The sequence below is a fragment of the Stenotrophomonas sp. 85239_Sma genome (assembly GCF_056481725.1).
The window spans coordinates 3,552,889-3,567,837 of the sequence record NZ_CM151163.1 but is presented as its reverse complement, the minus strand read 5'-3'; the positions used below and the strand labels follow the sequence as shown (position 1 = coordinate 3,567,837).

Here is a 14,949-nt window from a genome sequence, read left to right as displayed (position 1 = left end):
AAGCTGAGCCCACTCTGCGCTCCAGTTCCATCCACGCATGGCGTGGATCTACTGTGCCGACCAGCGGTCGGCACCCACCAGAGCAGAATGCCGTTCCGACAGAACGCGTAAAACTGTCGAAGGCGGGGTGGGTCCGGTTGCGGGGCATCCGCGCCATGGATGGCGCGGCTGAGCCCCCATGGACGGGTTTACGGCGTGCCCGCAACCGGACCCACCCCGCCATTCCCCAGGAAGCCCGCTTCCGCTGTTGCTCTGGATGTTGCCGTTGCCTCTGCGGGTGCCGGGCGCGGCCCGGCCGAAACTCACGCTTTTGCCGCATAATCAGCACATGACCGACGACCGCATCATCGGCGCCGGCGCCACCCGCGAGGATGACGCCGCCGACGCCAGCATCCGCCCCAAGCGCCTGGCCGATTACCTCGGCCAGGTGCCGGTGCGTGAGCAGATGGAAATCTACATCCAGGCGGCCAAGGGACGCGGCGACGCGCTCGACCACGTGCTGATCTTCGGGCCGCCGGGCCTGGGCAAGACCACCCTCAGCCACGTCATCGCCAATGAACTGGGCGTGGCCCTGCGGGTCACCTCCGGCCCGGTGATCGAGAAAGCCGGCGACCTCGCCGCGCTGCTGACCAACCTGCAGCCGCACGACGTGCTGTTCGTGGACGAGATCCACCGCCTGTCGCCGGTGGTCGAGGAAGTGCTGTACCCGGCGATGGAAGACTTCCAGATCGACATCATGATCGGCGAAGGCCCCGCGGCCCGCTCGATCAAGATCGACCTGCCGCCGTTCACCCTGATCGGCGCCACCACCCGCGCCGGCCTGCTGACCGCGCCGCTGCGCGACCGCTTCGGCATCGTCCAGCGCCTGGAGTTCTACAGCGTCGAAGAGCTGACCCGGATCGTGCGCCGCTCGGCCACCATCCTCGGCATCGACTGCACTGCCGATGGTGCCGGCGAGATCGCGCGCCGCGCGCGCGGTACCCCGCGTATCGCCAACCGCCTGCTGCGCCGCGTGCGCGACTACGCACAGGTCAAGGCCGGCGGCCATATCGACGAAGCCGTGGCACAGGCGGCGATGAAAATGCTGAAGGTCGACCCGGAGGGCTTCGACGAGCTTGACCGGCGCCTGCTCAAGACCATGGTGGACTACTTCGATGGTGGCCCGGTCGGCATCGAATCGCTGGCCGCAGCGCTGTCAGAAGAACGTGGCACGCTGGAAGACGTGGTCGAGCCGTACCTGATCCAGCAGGGCTTCCTGGTGCGTACCGCGCGTGGCCGCATGGCCACCCACAAGGCCTACCGGCACATGGGCCTGAAGCCGAAAAACCCGCCGCAGGACCTGTTCGCGGAGGTTCCCGATGTCGGTTGAGCCGCGATTCAGTTGGCCGACACGCATTTACTGGGAAGATACCGACGCAGGTGGCGTGGTCTACCACGCCCGCTACGTGGCCTTCATGGAACGAGCCCGGACCGAATGGATGCGTGCGCTGGGCTACGGCCAGGAGCGCATGCGCGCCGAGCATGGGATGGTCTTCGCGGTGCGCTCGATGCAGATGGATTTCATCAGGCCGGCACGGCTGGATGACACCCTGCAGGTGAGCGCCCGGCTGGTCCAGCTGAAGAAGGCCAGCATGGTCTTCGACCAGCAGATCCTGCGCGACGGCGAACTGCTGCTGTCGGCCCAGGTCCGAATTGCCGCATTGGAAGCGGCCAGTTTCCGCCCGCGTGGCATGGACGAGGCCGTCCTTGCCGTGCTGCAACCCCACCTCCACCCCGAATCCGAACACTGAGGAACAACGGATGATCGCAACGCTCCTGGCCCTGCAGGCCACGGTCACCGAGGCACTGCCGGCCGACGTCAGCAACGCCGCGACACAGACCCTTGCCCAGGCCACCACCGGCGGCGGCATCAACTACCTCGAACTGATGGCCAAGGCCAGCCTGCCGGTGAAGATCATCGTGCTGCTGCTGCTGGTCGGCTCGTTCGTCAGCTGGGTGATCATTTTCCGCAAGGCCCGCGTGTTCAAGCAGGCCACCCGCGAGGCCGACGAGTTCGAGAACCGCTTCTGGTCCGGCGCCGACCTGGGCAAGCTGTACAGCTCGGCCACCGACCGCAGCCGCAATGTCGGCGGCCTGGAAGCCATTTTTGAAGCCGGTTTCCGCGAGTACACCCGCCTGCGTGACAAGCGCCGCCTGGATGGCCGTGCGCAGCTGGAAGGCGCGCAGCGCGCCATGCGCACCACCTACACCCGCGAAGTGGACCAGCTCGAGCGCAACCTGGAGCTGCTGGCCAACATCGGCTCGACCGCCCCGTACGTGGGCCTGGTCGGTACCGTGTTCGGCATCATGGTGACCATGCACGACATGATCAGCAGTGGCGCGCAGGCCGGCATCGCCGCCGTCGCGCCGGGCATCTCCGAAGCGCTGTTCGCCACCGCCATCGGCCTGTTCGTGGCGATCCCGGCGGTGTGGGCCTACAACCGCTTCACCACCCGCGTAGAGCGCATGTCGGTGCGGTTCGAGACCTTCGCCGAAGAGTTCAGCTCCATCCTGCAGCGCCAGAGCGCTGGCGACGAGTAAGCGCCTGACCCGGGAGTCCAAGCCATGTCCGCTGCCATCGGTCGCCGCAAGCGCCGCAAGCTGAAATCGGAAATCAATGTCGTTCCCTACATCGACGTCATGCTGGTGCTGCTGATCATCTTCATGGTCACCGCACCGCTGCTCACCCTGAGCTTCGACGTGGACCTGCCGCAGTCCAACGCCAAGGCGCTGGAGAGCAAACAGGACCCGGTGATCGTCTCGGTGCGCCAGGACGGCCAGCTCAGCCTGAAGCTGCCCGACGCCAAGGAACCGACCGCCGTGTCGGCCGAGGAACTGGAAGGCCGCCTGGCCGGCATTGCCGCCCAGGACAAGGGCGTGCGCGTGATCGTTGCCGCCGACCGCGCCGTGGCCTATGAACAGGTCATCGCCGCGATGGATGTGATCAAGCGCGCCAAGGTAGACAAGGTAGGCCTGGCCACCGATGCACGCTGACGCCCTGCCACCTCCGCATCAGCGCGAACCCGGCTGGGGCCTGCCCCTGGCGCTGGCGTTGCTGGTGCACCTGCTGGTCGCGCTGGTGTTCATCGTGGCCTGGTTCTGGTCGCCTGAGCGCAACACCGATGCTGCCGCCGGCGACCCGTCGGTCGAGGCCAGCCTGGCGCTGTCGGCGTCCGAGGCGTCCGCCGCGCGCCAGGCCCTGCGCCAGTCGGAGAAGCTGGAGGACCTGCCGCCGCCGGTCGCCGAGCCGATCCCGGTGCCGGAAGACACCATCCCGCCGCCGCAGCCGATTCCCGAGCCGCGCCCGCAGGACGCCCCCACGCCGCAGCAGCAACAGGCGCAGGAGCGTGTCGCGCAGCCGGACACCAAGGACCAGGAAGCGGTGAGCGCGCTGGCCATCTCGCAGGAGAAGGCCAAGCAGGAACAGGAAGCCAAGCGCCGCCAGGAGCAGATCGACCTGACCGAACGCAAGCGCCAGGAAGAAGCGGAGCAGAAGCTGCGCCTGGCCAAACAGCAGGAAGCGGACGAGAAGAAGAAGCAGGCCGAGCAGGAGCGCGTGGCCGCTGACAAGGCCGAAGCCGAGAAACAGAAGAAGATCGCCGAGATCCGCGCCCGCCGCGAGCAGGCCGAGAAGGAGGCCAAGCTGGCCGAGCAGAAGCTGCGCCAGGTCGCCGCCGCGCGCAATGCCGCCGGTAGTGCCGCCGCCGGCGCCAGCGGTGCGTCCCAGCCGGCTGCCGGCGGCGGTGGCAACAGCGACGATCTTTCGGCCAAATACGCGGCCGCGATCCAGGCCAAGGTCCTGTCGCAGTGGGTGCGCCCGGACACGGTGCCGCTGGGCCAGCGTTGCCAGATCACCATCACCCAGATTCCAGGGGGCACGGTGATGCAGGCCAAGGTCAGCCCGAACTGCCCGTACGACGAAGCCGGCAGGCGATCGATCGAGGCCGCCGTGCTCAACGCGCAACCGTTGCCGTACCGTGGGTTTGAGTCGGTGTTCGCGCGTACGCTCAACTTCACCTTTACCGCCCAGGATCGCTGAGGCGGGTGGGGCAGGGTGGCCTCGGGCCACCTGCGCCCACCGATGTCGCGCTTGCCTCTGGCAGGCCTGGTTTCGGCTGGGCAGGCTGTAGGCGGCTGTCGAACACCGCCCCACAGGGCGGCGTGACCGGGGCAGGCAGGTGCGATGTTAGCCACGACGTTAACGGTGCGTGAGAGGACGGGCTGGAACTGACCCGGAATTCACGTACCCTTGGTTCATGATTGCGAAGCGGTTCACTCCCGCTTTGTTATCCCTCGTTCCGGTTTCCCCCTATTGAGCGCTCCATGAAAAAGATGCCTCGCTGGCTTGCCGTGTTTGCGGCCCTGTTGCTGCCCTTCGCTGCCGTTGCGCAGCAGAGGGGACTGGATATCGACATCATCGGCGGCAATGCCTCCGCCCTGCCGATCACCATCGTGCCGATGCCCTACCAGGGGTCGTCGGCCGCTCCGCAGACCGACGTCGCCGGCGTGGTCCGCGCCGACCTGGAGCGTTCGGGCCAGTTCCGCACGCTGCCGGAAGCGCAGATCGTCGAGAAGCCCGTGCGTGGCGGTGAGATCCAGTTCGCCACCTGGCGCGCGCTGAAGCAGAACTACATCGTGGTCGGCCGGGTGCTCGACGCCGGTGCCGGCGCCTACCGCGTCGAGTACGAACTGTTCGACGTGCCCAAGGGCGAGCGCCTGCTGGGCCTGGCGATGACCGCCCGTGGCAATGCCATGCGCGATGTCGCCCACCAGATGGCCGATGCCATCTACGAGAAGATCACCGGCATCCGTGGCGCCTTCTGGACCCGCATCGCCTACGTGACCGCCAGCGGCAAGGGCGACGCCATGCGCTATGCGCTGATGGTGGCCGACTCCGACGGCTACAACCCGCAGACCATCGTGCGTTCGGCCGAGCCGCTGCTGTCGCCTTCTTGGAGCCCGGATGGCAGCAAGCTGGCCTACGTCAGCTTCGAGCGTGGCAATTCGGCGATCTACATCCAGAACATCGGCACCGGCGCGCGCGAGCTGGTCACCAGCTTCCGTGGCATCAACAGTGCCCCGGCGTTCTCGCCGGACGGCCGCAAGCTGGCCCTGACCCTGTCGCGTTCGGGGAACCCGGAAATCTACGTGATGGACCTGGGCAGCAAGCAGCTGACCCAGCTGACCAACCATTTCGCCATCGACACCGAGCCGACCTGGGCGCCGGATGGCAGCGCGGTGTACTTCACCTCCGACCGCGGCGGCCGTCCGCAGGTCTACAAGGTGGGTGCGGGCGGCGGCAGTGCCGAGCGCGTGACCTTCCAGGGCAACTACAATGCCAAGCCCTCGGTGTCCTACGATGGCAAGAAGATTGCCGTCGCCCAGGGTTCGGGCAACAGCTACAAGATCGCGATGATGGACAGCTCGCTGGGTTCGCCCCGCTGGAGCACGCTGTCCCCGGGTTCGCTGGATGAATCTCCGAGCTTTGCGCCCAACGCAAGCATGGTGTTGTACGCCGCCCGCGAGGGTGGCCGTGGCGTGCTGTACGCCGTTTCCGCCGATGCGCGCGTGCGCCAGCGGTTGGTTCTGGCTGACGGAGATGTGCGCGAACCGGCATGGTCCCCATACCGTACCCAGCGCTAAAAGAGTGTTAATATTTTCGCTGTCTTGAACCCCTCATCGGCCTAGGAGCCACAAAGGTATCGCCATGAACAAGTCCACCCGCGTTCTGCTTGTTTCCCTGCTGTCTGTGGCCGTCCTGGCCGGTTGCTCGAAGAAGGTGAAGGAAGAGCCGGCAGCCCCGGTCGACACCGGCACCTCGACCACCACCCCGACCGGTCCGTCGACCTCCGGCCTGTACGGCCCGGGCGACCTGGACACCGACGCTTGCCTGCGCCAGCGCGTTGTCTACTTCGACCTGGACAAGGAAGACGTGAAGCCGGAATTCCAGGCCATCATGGCGTGCCACGCCAAGTACCTGCGTGACCGTCCGTCCTCGCGCATCACCCTGCAGGGCCACACCGACGAGCGCGGTTCGCGTGCGTACAACCAGGCCCTGGGTGAGCGTCGTGGCAACGGCGTCAACTCGGCCCTGCAGGCCAATGGTGGCTCGGCTTCGCAGCTGACCGTCGTGTCCTACGGTGAAGAGCGTCCGGTCTGCACCGAGTCGAACGAGTCCTGCTGGTCGCAGAACCGTCGCGTCGAAATCGTCTACACCGCGCAGTAATCCATGCGCATTGGCATCAAATTGATGCTGGTCGTTGCGGCAGCCCTCGTGGCTGCCGCACCGGCACATGCACAGCGACAGAGCCTGGCCGACCGTGTCGGCGCGCTCGAGCAGCAGATGTACAACAACAGTGCCAACCAGGACCTGTTGAACCAGATCAATCAGCTGCGGCAGCAGGTCACCAGCCTGCAGGCCTCGATCGAGCAGTTGCAGCACGACAACGCCCAGCTCAAGCAGTCCGCCCAGGACCAGTACCTGGATCTGGACAGCCGCCTGAACCGGTTGGAAGGGGGCAATGCCGCCCCGGCCCTGCCGCCCGTTCCGGCGAGCGCGCCGAAGGCCGCCCCGGCTCCGGCAAAACCCGCAGCGGCGGCCACTTCCGAGCGGCCGCCTTCCGTCCATGGTGATGCCGGCAGCCTTGCCGCTACCGGTGACGAGCGCACCTCCTACAACGTCGCCTTCGATTCGCTGAAGGCCGGCAAGTACGATGATTCGGCCCAGCTGTTCCTGAGCTTCCTGCAGCTGTACCCGAACGGCGTGTACGCGCCGAACGCGCTGTACTGGCTGGGCGAGAGCTACTACGCCACGCGCAATTTCCCGATGGCCGAGGCCCAGTTCCGTGAACTGCTCTCGCGCTATCCGACCCACGACAAGGCCGCTGGCGGCCTGCTCAAGGTTGGCCTCTCGCAGTATGGCGAGGGCAAGGTCGACCAGGCCCAGCAGACGCTGGAGACCGTCGTGGCGCAGTACCCGGGCTCGGACGCCGCGCGTACCGCGCAGGACCGCCTGCAGTCCATCCGCCTCGGCAAGCAGATCCGCTGATCCGCTGACCCGGCGTACAATACGTGTCCCGTAGAGCCGAGCCCACGCTCGGCTGCTTTCGTTTCCGGATCGGCACCCCGCCTGGATGCGGCAACACCGGGCCATGCCCGGACCGGTTGTTTTCTGTAGCGCCGAGCCATGCTCGGCTGCTTTCGTTACCGGCCACGGTAGCCCACCCGCCACGTGTCCCACCAAGAAGTACCCGCCATGACCGCCGTTACCCCGTCCAGCGCCGCCGCCACGCCCAGTGAGATCGTGCAGTCGCCCCTGCCACGGCTGAAGATCACCGAGATCTTCACCTCGCTGCAGGGCGAAGCCGATACCGCCGGTTGGCCGACCGTGTTCGTGCGCCTGACCGGCTGCCCGCTGCGCTGCCAGTACTGCGACACCGCCTATGCCTTCCACGGCGGCACCTGGTGGGATATCGACGACATCGTGGCCGAGGTGCTGGCCCAGGGCGTACGCCACGTCTGCGTGACCGGTGGTGAGCCGCTGGCACAGAAGCGTTGCCTGGTGCTGTTGCAGAAGCTGTGCGACGCCGGCATGGACGTCTCGCTGGAAACCTCCGGCGCGCTGGATGTCAGCGCGGTGGACCCGCGTGTGTCGCGCGTGGTCGACATCAAGACGCCAGGCTCGGCCGAAGCCGCCCGCAACCGCCTGGAAAACCTGCCGCTGCTGACCGCCCGCGACCAGATCAAGTTCGTCATCTGCAACCGTGAGGATTACGACTGGGCCAAGGCCATGGTCGTCGAGCACGACCTGGTGAAGCGTTGCACCGTGTTCTTCTCGCCCAGCAAGGGCGAGATCACCGCGCGCCAGCTGGCCGACTGGATCGTCGAGGACCGGCTGCCAGTGCGCTTCCAGATGCAGTTGCATAAAATCCTGTGGAACGACGAGCCGGGCCGATGAGCCCGCGCAGTGTTCCCTGATGTAGCTCCGGCGCGGGACAGCGTGCTGGCTTTCCCCTCCCAACCGGACGTTTTCCCATGAAGAAGGCAGTCGTGCTTCTCTCCGGCGGCATGGATTCAGCCGCCGTCATCGCCATGGCCCAGGAACAGGGCTTCGCCGTGCATGCCCTGAGCGTGCGCTACGGCCAGCGCCATACCTCCGAACTGGATGCCGCCGCCCGCGTGGCGAAGGCCCAGGGCGTGGTCGCGCACAAGACCGTGGATGTGGACCTGCGCAGCATCGGCGGCTCGGCGCTGACCGACGACATCGACGTACCCGAGGCCGGCGGCGACGGCATTCCGGTCACCTACGTACCGGCGCGCAACACCATCATGCTGTCGCTGGCGCTGGGCTGGGCCGAAGTACTCGGCGCCAACGACATTTTCTGTGGCGTCAACGCCGTGGACTACTCCGGCTACCCGGACTGCCGCCCCGAGTTCGTGGCCGCGTTCCAGGCGCTGGCCAACCTGGCCACCAAGTCGGGCGTGGAAGGCGCAGGCATCAAGGTGCACGCACCGCTGCAGTTCCTCAGCAAGGGCCAGATCGTCAGCGAAGGCGTGCGCCTGGGCGTCGACTTCGGCCTGACCGTGTCCTGCTACAACGCCGACGCCAATGGCGCCGCCTGCGGCCACTGCGATGCCTGCCGCCTGCGTGCGCAAGGCTTCGCCGAAGCCGGCGTGGCCGACCCGACGCTGTACGCGTGAGGTGATGGGGGGCGATGCCCCCAATGGTGGGTGCTAACCTTGGTTGGCACGGTGCGCCGGGCATGGCCCGGCACGGCCGGGGAGGTCTGATCTGGTGGGTGCCAACCTTGGTTGGCACCGTCCGCCGGGCACAGCCCAGCGCTACCGCTGCAGTAACCACCCCGACGCTTCAATAAACGCCCGCACCGCCTGTGCATCGGCATAATCCAGCTCGATCATCCGCGCGATCCCCGCCTTCTCATCCTTTTGCCGCCGCATGTATTCCTGCGCGATGCGATACCCGGCGTAGTACCCCAGATCACTCACCCCGAACGGATTCCGGGCGCTGTTGTACAGCCAGTTGTCCAGATCCTCGCCGTCCATTTCAGCGACGAAGCGCGCGCGGATTTCAGTCTCGTGCGCGGGGCCATAGGCATACAGCGGCAACGCCGGCCGGCGCCCGCTCAGCCGCTCGGCCACATACTCGGCCACACCCTCGCGCACCGCGTACTGGGCCAGGCTGCCGGTGGTCTCGCGTTGCTGGGTATGCACGTACTCGTGCAGGTTGTTCTGAGCGTTGTTCGTACCCGGCCGGCTGTCGTAGAAGATCCGCAGGCGGTCGCGCATCTTCTCCGGCAGCTCGCTCACGTCCACGCGTTCATCGCCCAGCGCCATCTCCGCGCCGATCAGTACCTTGTCGCCCAGTGTGGTGCCACCGGTGCGCAGCACACCCACTGCATAGGTGATGGTGGCTGGACGCAGCGCAGGATAAAGCTGGCGGAAGGCGGCCAAGTCGCGCTCCAGCGTGGCGCTGGCCTGCTGCGCGTTGGCGGTCAATGGGCGTACCGACGTCCAGAAGCGCGGCCACGTGTTCATGGCCTCGGCGTACTCGCGGGCGGTGTAGTTGCGCACCTGCATCAGCGCACGCAGGCCGGGGCTGCCCGGTTCGATGTAGCGCTGCTGGACCAGCGCCACCCGGCGTTCGGCATCGGGTTCGGCGCGCACAGCATCGTAGGTGGCCCAGAAGCGGGCGATATCGTCGGTGACGACCTGGGGTGGCGCGGCCACGGCGGTGCAGGGCAGCAGGGCGGCGAGCAGGCTGAAGATCAGACGCATCCATGGCTCCAGGGAAGGACTACCGATGGGATGCGCCGGTGGACAGAAAGGTTTAAGCCCGCTGCCGAGATCGGGGTAGTGCCGGCCGCCGGCCGGCATCCTCGCCACGTTGGGGTTCCACGCGACCCGCCAAAATAGGGTAGAATGCCCACCCCGCCGAAAGGCTGGGGCAGTGCAATGGGCCGTTAGCTCAGTCGGTAGAGCAGAAGACTTTTAATCTTTTGGTCGAAGGTTCGAATCCTTCACGGCCCACCATTGCATCCAATGACCCAGGTCATTCAGAAAGGCATCGCAATGCGGTGCCTTTTTTGTTGCCTGGTCCGGGGCCGCTACTTCGTCCGCATACCCTTGGTTTTTGCGGCCGCCGCGTCGGCAGCTTCCTGTGCGGCCGTCGCTGCCGCATTCGCGGAACGCGCCGCCTCCGCTTGAGCCGCCTCGAAGTCGGCCCGGCGCTGCGCGCTGATCCGGCGTCCCAGTTCTGAAAATGCGGCGTAGCTCTCCGGATACTTCGCGGCGCAAGCCTGCTGCAGCAGCGGGATCGCGCGGTCGGACAATCCCGGCTGGAGGTGGGCGAGCAGGCAGTCCGCATACGCTGCGGATGCTGGGGGAATGCTGCTGGCCTGCGGTGAGCCGGCAGCAAGGGTGGTGGCGATCAATACACTCAACATAGGAACCTCCTTGTGAATATGAGCGTGGCGGTGACCAGTCCGTGAGCCAAGGTGCGCGTTGCATGACCATCACCGACTCCATGCTGCTCCAGTTCCGGTAGATCGGCAAAGTGCCGCGAACGACAATGTCTCCGGCGGTCTATGCTCAGCGTTTTCCCAGAATGGACCGCCCCATGCGTCTGATCGTGCTGTCGCTGCTGTTGTCCGGTCTATCCGCCATGCCGTTGATGGCCGCCGAACCGGCGCCGTCCGCACGAGTCGCTGCGGCCACGCCGCTGGTGATCGGCGAAACCTTCACCATCGAATCGAAGGCGCTGGGCGAGAACCGCCGCATCAATGTCTACCGCCCGCAGCCGTGGGGCCTGGATCCGAAGGCGCCGCTGCCGGTGCTCTACATGCCTGATGGCGGCATCGGCGAGGACTTCCTGCATGTGGCCGGGCTGGTGCAGGTGCTGAGCGGCAACGGCAGCATGCGCCCGTTCCTGCTGGTCGGCATAGAAAACACCGAGCGCCGCCGCGACATGACCGGCCCCAGCAACGGCCCGCAGGACCAGAAGATCGCGCCGCGCATCGGTGGTTCGGCGGCCTACCGTACCTTCCTGCGCGATGAACTGATGCCGCAGGTGCGCCAGCGCTACCCGACCACCGACGAGCGCGCGCTGATCGGCGAGTCGCTGGCCGGGTTGTTCGTGGTCGAGACGCTGCTGCAGGAACCGACACTGTTCAACAGCTACATCGCGCTGGACCCCAGCCTGTGGTGGAACCGGGGCACGATGCTGGGCGCTGCCGCCAGGCAGCTGCCGGCCGTGGCGCGTGCGCAACCGCGCGTGTTCCTGGCCAGCAGCGGGCAGCCACAGCTGGCTGCTTCTGCCGCGCAGTTGGCGGCCGTGCTGCAACAGGCGTCACCGTCGCCACTGGTGAAGTACCTGCCGCTGCCGGAGGAAACCCACGCCACGATCTATCACCCGGCCGCATTGCAGGCGCTGCGTACGCTGTTCCCGGCACCGCCGCCGGTTTCGCCCTGACCGCACTGGCACCGCGTTGCACGCCATGCAAGGATGCGGCAGCGGCGCCATCCGGTGCGCCGCCCGCAACGGGAGCGTGTGGATGCAGCGTGTGCGTGGATGGAGTGTGGCGGCCTGCCTGGCCGTGAGTGGCTGTGCGATGTCGGTGGCACCGCCGGCAACGCAGAGTGAAGCGAAGGAAAGCGCGGCCACCGCTGCGCCGGGTGTGGTGCTGCCGGATACCGAAGCGCTGCGCGTGCACGATCCGGTCGGCCGCGATTACCCGGTCTGGGTGGCGTTGCCGGCCGACTACGCCGCACATCCGGAGAAGCACTATCCGGTGCTGTACGTGACCGACGCGCTGTACAGCTTCCCGCTGGTGCGCAGCGTGCGCAACATGGTGGGGCAGCAGGGGGTCAACCTGGAGGATTTCATCCTGGTCGGCCTGCCGCCGCAGGAGGGCCTGACCTCCAAGCAGAGCCGCTCGCGCGATTACACGCCCAGCGACCCGGCGCGTACCGATCCGCGTGACTACAGCGATGACGTGAGCTACGGCGGCGCGGCGCACTACCGCGATTTCCTCGCCGAGCAGGTGCTGCCGATGATCGACGCGCGCTACCGCACCGATCCGGCGCGGCGTGCCTATGCGGGTCATTCCTATGGCGGACTGTTCGGCGCCTATGTGCTGACCACGCGTCCGGACATGTTCCGCACCTACATCCTGTCCAGTCCTTCGCTGTGGTTTGACGGTCATCGGGTGCCGCGCATGCAGGCAGAGGCCAAGGCGCCGACGCAGCCGACCACGGTGGTGCTGTCGGTGGGCAGCTTTGAAACGGTCAGGCCCGAACCGCGCTATTTCACCCGCAACGACATGTTGCGCCACAACGCCGAGTTCGCCGAGCAGCTGCGCAACAGCGGGCGATCGTTGAAGGTGGAGAACATGGTGATCGATGACGAAGATCACTTCACGGTCTACCCGGACATGATCACCCGCGCGCTGCTGAAGGTGTTCCCGGGTACCGGGCCGTACAGCAGCGGTTGAGGGTGAGCGCCATCCACGCGTGGCGTGGATCTACTGCAAGAACCCGGTAGATCCACGCTATGCGTGGATGAACGCCTCAGGCCGCCTGTGCATCCGGCCCGGTCAACACGCCCACATCGGCATGCCGGAAGCACAGCCGGATGGCATCGAGCAGCTCGCTCATGTTGTACGGCTTGGGCAGGAAATGGATGCCGTCGCGCAGCTGCGGCAACACCTGGTGCTGGTCCATGCCCGAGGTCACCAGGATCGGCAGGTGCGGGTACAGCCCGCGCACCTGGTTGGCGGCTTCAATACCGCTGATCGCGCCCAGATTGACATCGGTGAACAGCAGGTCGAAACGCTCACCGGCCGCCAGCAGGCCCAGTGCCGCTTCGGCCGAGCTCACGCCCACCACGTGGCAGGCCTGGCTTTCCAGCGCAAGACGGCTCAGCTCGCGGGTTTCCTCGGCGTCCTCGATCAGCAGGACGCGGGGTTCAACGTGGCGCTTGGACAGCAACATGACGCTACAGCTCCGGAAAGCAGCAATGAAAAGGCGCGCAAGTATGCGCAAGCCGGGGGTGATCCCGGCGTGCACGCCAGGCTAAGTGGGCGTTACAGCGGCTGCGGGCGCCGGCGGCGCACGTGCCAGCCCAGTACCGCCACCGCCAGCAGCGCGGTGCCGATGCGCAGGCTGGTGGCCTGCCAACCGAGCGCGACGGCGTCATCGAGGCTGAATACATTCCACGCCAGGTTCATCGACACGTGCAGCACCATGCCGCACCACAGCGAGTCGCCGTCCAGGTGGTCGAGCCAGGCGAAGATGAAACCGCCCAGTGAAATCACCGCACCCACGAACAGCGCGGTGCCGCCGCCGTCGAAGCCGCCGAACCCCAGCCAGTGCACCCAACCGAACAGCAGTGCCTGCGGCAGCGCAAGCAGCGGCCACGGGCCACGCACGATCTTCACCAGCAGCACGAAGCCGAGGCCGCGGAACAGCACTTCCTCGGCCAGTGGGAACAGCACGGCGAGCATCGTTGCATCCAGGGCGGTCAGTGCGGTGTTGGGCGTGCCCAGCATCGCCAGGCCCAGCCAGCAGGGCAGGCTGGCCAGCAGCACCCACATCGGGCCACGCCAGCCGTTCCCGCGCAGCCCCAGGCTGGCCATCAGCCCGACCCCACGGGGGCTCAGCAGTGCGGCCAGCAGCAGCGCCAGCAGTACGGCCAGTGCGTTGTCGAGCAGGCTGCCGCCGTAGGGCATAGGCAAGGCGGGAATCGGCGCGCCTGCGGCCGCAGCGACATCGCGCAGATTCAGGCCCAGGCCGACGCCGAGCAGCACCAGCAGCAGGCGCGCGGCGTTGGGCAGGCTGGACAGGACGGTCATGCACGCACTCCCTGCGGAACCAGCGTGCAGTGTGGAAGGCGGCCGGGAACGCTGGCACGCGCCGGAAGTCCCTGTGCCATCGGTCATGTGTTGCCGGACAGTCATCCGTGGGCAGGTAAAGTCGTTGCCTGACCTTCAGGAGCCCTGCCCATGCTGTGCCCCGTGTGCAAGACCCAGACACTGCAGATGGCCGAGCGCCATGGCATCGAGATCGATTACTGCCCCGGCTGCCGTGGCGTGTGGCTGGACCGTGGCGAACTGGACAAGATCATCGAACGCGCCGGTGCCGGTGCTGCGGTGCCGCCGCCCGCACCGGTACAGGCACAGACGGCCGCTGCGCCGCCGCCGGTGATGCATCGCGATACCCGCCACCTTGGCCAGCGCTACGAGGACAACCGTGGCCAGCAGTACGGCCATGGGTACAAGAAAAAGAAGAAGGACAGCTTCCTGTCGGAGCTGTTTGATTTCTAGGCGCATCGATTTGTAGCGTCGAGCTTGCTCGACGCTACGGGCGGTCAGGGCCGGCGCAGGATGAACTCGCGGTCGTGCGTGTCGCCGACGATGAAGTCGTACTCACCCACCTTGCTGCAACCGTAGCGCGCGTAGAAGCGCTGCGCGCCGAAGTTTTCTTCCCATACGCCTACCCACAGGGTGCGGCGCTGCGGGTGGTCAAGCCAGGCCATGAACGCCTGCATCAGGCGCGTGCCGTGGCCGCCGTTCTGGTAGTCGGCCAGGATGTAGAAGCGCTTCAGTTCGATGTCGCCTTCGCGCGCGTCGGCATGCGGCAGTGTGTTGGCACCGGCGGCCAGATAGCCGACCACCGAGTTACCGTCGATCAACAGCCAGACCGCGCTGCGCGGGTCGGACAGTTCGATGCGCTGTGGCCCGCTGCTGTAGTGCGCCTGCAGGAAATCGTGCAGTTCCTGCGGCGGATACGAGTCACCCCAGGTTTCGTTGTAGGTAGCGATGGCGGTGGCCGACAGGGCGTCGACGTCGGCGAGGGTGGCGCGGCGGATCTGCAACGACATGGCGGTGCCTGCAA

The 14,949-nt window shown here is 66.7% G+C and carries 18 protein-coding genes and 1 tRNA gene; 14 read left to right on the top strand and 5 right to left on the bottom strand.

Annotated features, from left to right (window positions below; translation table 11 throughout):
* The first annotated feature begins 328 nt into the window (after window positions 1-328).
* The 10 genes from ruvB to queC all read left to right on the top strand — a co-directional run bounded on the left by ruvB (window position 329) and on the right by queC (window position 8,739).
* Window positions 329-1,369, top strand: a complete 1,041-nt coding sequence (gene ruvB / locus ACYKG1_RS16650) for a Holliday junction branch migration DNA helicase RuvB (protein WP_100473683.1) — start codon at window positions 329-331, stop codon at window positions 1,367-1,369.
* Window positions 1,359-1,790 carry a tol-pal system-associated acyl-CoA thioesterase gene (gene ybgC, locus ACYKG1_RS16645; protein ID WP_010481597.1) on the top strand — a complete coding sequence of 144 codons (432 nt, stop codon included), beginning with the start codon at window positions 1,359-1,361 and terminating at the stop codon, window positions 1,788-1,790. Before ruvB ends, ybgC begins: the two co-directional genes overlap by 11 nt.
* A 10-nt stretch (window positions 1,791-1,800) precedes the next feature.
* Entirely contained in the window at window positions 1,801-2,580 is a 780-nt protein-coding gene (tolQ, locus tag ACYKG1_RS16640; RefSeq protein WP_006438802.1) for a protein TolQ, read from the top strand.
* A gap of 24 nt (window positions 2,581-2,604) precedes the next feature.
* Window positions 2,605-3,033 carry a protein TolR gene (tolR, locus tag ACYKG1_RS16635; protein ID WP_100473681.1) on the top strand — a complete coding sequence of 143 codons (429 nt, stop codon included), beginning with the start codon at window positions 2,605-2,607 and terminating at the stop codon, window positions 3,031-3,033.
* A complete protein-coding gene (gene tolA, locus ACYKG1_RS16630; protein WP_262082887.1) occupies window positions 3,023-4,078 on the top strand; it encodes a cell envelope integrity protein TolA in 1,056 nt (351 codons plus the stop codon). Before tolR ends, tolA begins: the two co-directional genes overlap by 11 nt.
* A 284-nt stretch (window positions 4,079-4,362) precedes the next feature.
* Complete coding sequence (tolB, locus tag ACYKG1_RS16625) at window positions 4,363-5,682, top strand: Tol-Pal system beta propeller repeat protein TolB (protein ID WP_262082886.1); 1,320 nt, start codon at window positions 4,363-4,365, stop codon at window positions 5,680-5,682.
* A 64-nt stretch (window positions 5,683-5,746) separates the two neighbouring features.
* Window positions 5,747-6,265, top strand: a complete 519-nt coding sequence (gene pal, locus ACYKG1_RS16620; RefSeq protein WP_005410748.1) for a peptidoglycan-associated lipoprotein Pal — start codon at window positions 5,747-5,749, stop codon at window positions 6,263-6,265.
* 3 nt (window positions 6,266-6,268) lie between these two features.
* Window positions 6,269-7,087 carry a tol-pal system protein YbgF gene (gene ybgF / locus ACYKG1_RS16615; RefSeq protein WP_262082885.1) on the top strand — a complete coding sequence of 273 codons (819 nt, stop codon included), beginning with the start codon at window positions 6,269-6,271 and terminating at the stop codon, window positions 7,085-7,087.
* Between the two features lie 207 nt (window positions 7,088-7,294).
* Window positions 7,295-7,996, top strand: coding sequence for a 7-carboxy-7-deazaguanine synthase QueE (gene queE / locus ACYKG1_RS16610; protein WP_478470932.1), 702 nt, complete (start codon window positions 7,295-7,297; stop codon window positions 7,994-7,996).
* A gap of 77 nt (window positions 7,997-8,073) precedes the next feature.
* Window positions 8,074-8,739 (top strand): 7-cyano-7-deazaguanine synthase QueC, encoded by a 666-nt coding sequence (gene queC / locus ACYKG1_RS16605; RefSeq protein WP_100473676.1) that lies wholly within the window; start codon window positions 8,074-8,076, stop codon window positions 8,737-8,739.
* 141 nt (window positions 8,740-8,880) lie between these two features.
* Here queC and ACYKG1_RS16600 read toward each other — a convergent pair whose 3' ends face one another.
* Entirely contained in the window at window positions 8,881-9,834 is a 954-nt protein-coding gene (locus ACYKG1_RS16600) for a DUF2268 domain-containing putative Zn-dependent protease (protein ID WP_478470931.1), read from the bottom strand.
* A 179-nt stretch (window positions 9,835-10,013) separates the two neighbouring features.
* Between ACYKG1_RS16600 and ACYKG1_RS16595 the strand changes: the two genes are divergently transcribed.
* Window positions 10,014-10,089 (top strand) — tRNA-Lys (locus ACYKG1_RS16595).
* A gap of 74 nt (window positions 10,090-10,163) precedes the next feature.
* Here the strand turns inward: ACYKG1_RS16595 and ACYKG1_RS16590 are convergent.
* Window positions 10,164-10,502, bottom strand: coding sequence for a hypothetical protein (locus ACYKG1_RS16590; RefSeq protein WP_478470930.1), 339 nt, complete (start codon window positions 10,500-10,502; stop codon window positions 10,164-10,166).
* Between the two features lie 173 nt (window positions 10,503-10,675).
* Here ACYKG1_RS16590 and ACYKG1_RS16585 point away from each other — a divergent pair, with 173 nt between their 5' ends.
* A complete protein-coding gene (locus ACYKG1_RS16585; protein ID WP_478470929.1) occupies window positions 10,676-11,527 on the top strand; it encodes an alpha/beta hydrolase in 852 nt (283 codons plus the stop codon).
* An 82-nt stretch (window positions 11,528-11,609) separates the two neighbouring features.
* On the top strand, window positions 11,610-12,548 hold the full coding sequence (locus ACYKG1_RS16580) for an alpha/beta hydrolase (RefSeq protein WP_478470928.1): 939 nt from the start codon (window positions 11,610-11,612) through the stop codon (window positions 12,546-12,548).
* A 76-nt stretch (window positions 12,549-12,624) separates the two neighbouring features.
* Here the strand turns inward: ACYKG1_RS16580 and ACYKG1_RS16575 are convergent, their stop codons facing one another.
* Together ACYKG1_RS16575 and ACYKG1_RS16570 are read right to left on the bottom strand one after the other, a co-directional pair.
* Window positions 12,625-13,047, bottom strand: a complete 423-nt coding sequence (locus tag ACYKG1_RS16575) for a response regulator (protein WP_057496965.1) — start codon at window positions 13,045-13,047, stop codon at window positions 12,625-12,627.
* A 92-nt stretch (window positions 13,048-13,139) separates the two neighbouring features.
* Entirely contained in the window at window positions 13,140-13,907 is a 768-nt protein-coding gene (locus ACYKG1_RS16570) for a CPBP family glutamic-type intramembrane protease (RefSeq protein WP_478470927.1), read from the bottom strand.
* 150 nt (window positions 13,908-14,057) lie between these two features.
* On the opposite strand from ACYKG1_RS16570, the gene ACYKG1_RS16565 reads away from it, so the two are divergent.
* On the top strand, window positions 14,058-14,378 hold the full coding sequence (locus ACYKG1_RS16565; RefSeq protein ID WP_100473670.1) for a TFIIB-type zinc ribbon-containing protein: 321 nt from the start codon (window positions 14,058-14,060) through the stop codon (window positions 14,376-14,378).
* A 44-nt stretch (window positions 14,379-14,422) separates the two neighbouring features.
* Here ACYKG1_RS16565 and ACYKG1_RS16560 read toward each other — a convergent pair whose 3' ends face one another.
* Window positions 14,423-14,935: an N-acetyltransferase family protein gene (locus tag ACYKG1_RS16560; protein WP_478470926.1), complete on the bottom strand. Its 513-nt coding sequence runs from the start codon at window positions 14,933-14,935 to the stop codon at window positions 14,423-14,425.
* Window positions 14,936-14,949: the final 14 nt, after the last annotated feature.

What these genes read in the sequence shown, in the direction of transcription:
- ruvB (WP_100473683.1), top strand. Translation starts at nt 329, where the DNA reads ATGACCGACGACCGCATCATCGGCGCCGGCGCCACCCGCGAGGATGAC.
- ybgC (WP_010481597.1), top strand. Translation starts at nt 1,359, where the DNA reads ATGTCGGTTGAGCCGCGATTCAGTTGGCCGACACGCATTTACTGGGAA.
- tolQ (WP_006438802.1), top strand. Translation starts at nt 1,801, where the DNA reads ATGATCGCAACGCTCCTGGCCCTGCAGGCCACGGTCACCGAGGCACTG.
- tolR (WP_100473681.1), top strand. Translation starts at nt 2,605, where the DNA reads ATGTCCGCTGCCATCGGTCGCCGCAAGCGCCGCAAGCTGAAATCGGAA.
- tolA (WP_262082887.1), top strand. Translation starts at nt 3,023, where the DNA reads ATGCACGCTGACGCCCTGCCACCTCCGCATCAGCGCGAACCCGGCTGG.
- tolB (WP_262082886.1), top strand. Translation starts at nt 4,363, where the DNA reads ATGAAAAAGATGCCTCGCTGGCTTGCCGTGTTTGCGGCCCTGTTGCTG.
- pal (WP_005410748.1), top strand. Translation starts at nt 5,747, where the DNA reads ATGAACAAGTCCACCCGCGTTCTGCTTGTTTCCCTGCTGTCTGTGGCC.
- ybgF (WP_262082885.1), top strand. Translation starts at nt 6,269, where the DNA reads ATGCGCATTGGCATCAAATTGATGCTGGTCGTTGCGGCAGCCCTCGTG.
- queE (WP_478470932.1), top strand. Translation starts at nt 7,295, where the DNA reads ATGACCGCCGTTACCCCGTCCAGCGCCGCCGCCACGCCCAGTGAGATC.
- queC (WP_100473676.1), top strand. Translation starts at nt 8,074, where the DNA reads ATGAAGAAGGCAGTCGTGCTTCTCTCCGGCGGCATGGATTCAGCCGCC.
- ACYKG1_RS16600 (WP_478470931.1), bottom strand. Translation starts at nt 9,834, where the DNA reads ATGCGTCTGATCTTCAGCCTGCTCGCCGCCCTGCTGCCCTGCACCGCC.
- ACYKG1_RS16590 (WP_478470930.1), bottom strand. Translation starts at nt 10,502, where the DNA reads ATGTTGAGTGTATTGATCGCCACCACCCTTGCTGCCGGCTCACCGCAG.
- ACYKG1_RS16585 (WP_478470929.1), top strand. Translation starts at nt 10,676, where the DNA reads ATGCGTCTGATCGTGCTGTCGCTGCTGTTGTCCGGTCTATCCGCCATG.
- ACYKG1_RS16580 (WP_478470928.1), top strand. Translation starts at nt 11,610, where the DNA reads ATGCAGCGTGTGCGTGGATGGAGTGTGGCGGCCTGCCTGGCCGTGAGT.
- ACYKG1_RS16575 (WP_057496965.1), bottom strand. Translation starts at nt 13,047, where the DNA reads ATGTTGCTGTCCAAGCGCCACGTTGAACCCCGCGTCCTGCTGATCGAG.
- ACYKG1_RS16570 (WP_478470927.1), bottom strand. Translation starts at nt 13,907, where the DNA reads ATGACCGTCCTGTCCAGCCTGCCCAACGCCGCGCGCCTGCTGCTGGTG.
- ACYKG1_RS16565 (WP_100473670.1), top strand. Translation starts at nt 14,058, where the DNA reads ATGCTGTGCCCCGTGTGCAAGACCCAGACACTGCAGATGGCCGAGCGC.
- ACYKG1_RS16560 (WP_478470926.1), bottom strand. Translation starts at nt 14,935, where the DNA reads ATGTCGTTGCAGATCCGCCGCGCCACCCTCGCCGACGTCGACGCCCTG.